Here is a 1,479-nt window from a genome sequence, read left to right on the forward strand (position 1 = left end):
GGTAATCGAGCTGTGAGCCGAGGATTTCCGAATGGGGAAACCCCGCCAGGCGACTTGTCGACCTGGTGACTCCCGCCTGAATATATAGGGCGGGTAGAGGGAACGTGGGGAAGTGAAACATCTCAGTACCCACAGGAAGAGAAAACAACATGTGATTCCGTGAGTAGTGGCGAGCGAAAGCGGATGAGGCTAAACCGATCATGTGTGATAGCCGGCGGGCGTTGCATGGTCGGGGTTGTGGGACACGTCGCTCAGTTCTGCCGGACTGGGACGGTTACAGCGCATCATAGTCGAACCGGTTTGAAAGCCGGGCCGTAGTGGGTGCCAGCCCCGTAGACGAAATGGTGTTATGGCCGGATGTGTATCCCAAGTAGCACGGGGCCCGAGAAATCCCGTGTGAATCTGTCAGGACCACCTGATAAGCCTAAATACTCCCAGATGACCGATAGCGGACAAGTACCGTGAGGGAAAGGTGAAAAGTACCCCGGGAGGGGAGTGAAATAGTACCTGAAACCGTTTGCTTACAAACCGTCGGAGCCTCCTTGTAGGGGTGACGGCGTGCCTTTTGAAGAATGAGCCTGCGAGTTAGTGATATGTGGCGAGGTTAACCCGTGTGGGGCAGCCGTAGCGAAAGCGAGTCTGAATAGGGCGATTCAGTCGCATGTCCTAGACCCGAAGCGAAGTGATCTATCCATGGCCAGGTTGAAGCGACGGTAAGACGTCGTGGAGGACCGAACCCACTTCAGTTGAAAATGGAGGGGATGAGCTGTGGATAGGGGTGAAAGGCCAATCAAACTTCGTGATAGCTGGTTCTCTCCGAAATGCATTTAGGTGCAGCGTTGCGTGTTTCTCGCCGGAGGTAGAGCTACTGGATGGCCGATGGGCCTCAACAGGTTACTGACGTCAGCCAAACTCCGAATGCCGGTGAGTGAGAGCGCAGCAGTGAGACGGTGGGGGATAAGCTTCATCGTCGAGAGGGAAACAACCCAGACTACCAACTAAGGCCCCTAAGCGTGTGCTAAGTGGGAAAGGATGTGGAGTTGCACAGACAACCAGGAGGTTGGCTTAGAAGCAGCCACCCTTGAAAGAGTGCGTAATAGCTCACTGGTCAAGTGATTCCGCGCCGACAATGTAACGGGGCTCAAGCACACCGCCGAAGTTGTAGATTTCGCACACAGACAAGCCTTCGTGGTTCAGTCGTGCGGAGTGGTAGGAGAGCGTCGTGTGGCGAGTGAAGCGGCGGAGTAATCCAGCCGTGGACGCCACACGAGTGAGAATGCAGGCATGAGTAGCGAAAGACGGGTGAGAAACCCGTCCTCCGAAAGACCAAGGGTTCCAGGGCCAGGTTAATCCGCCCTGGGTAAGTCGGGACCTAAGGCGAGGCCGACAGGCGTAGTCGATGGACAACGGGTTGATATTCCCGTACCGGCGAACAACCGCCCAAGCTAATCCAGTGGTGCTAAGAGTCCTAACCCGGGA

At 55.7% G+C, this 1,479-nt stretch carries 1 rRNA gene (running past both ends of the window); it reads left to right on the top strand.

The features are described from left to right. Nucleotides 1-1,479: ribosomal RNA gene (locus tag ACIP6W_RS16275) — 23S ribosomal RNA — on the top strand (it extends past both window edges: 186 nt to the left, 1,542 nt to the right).

The organism is Curtobacterium sp. NPDC088465 (assembly GCF_044753165.1).
Classification (GTDB): domain Bacteria; phylum Actinomycetota; class Actinomycetes; order Actinomycetales; family Microbacteriaceae; genus Curtobacterium.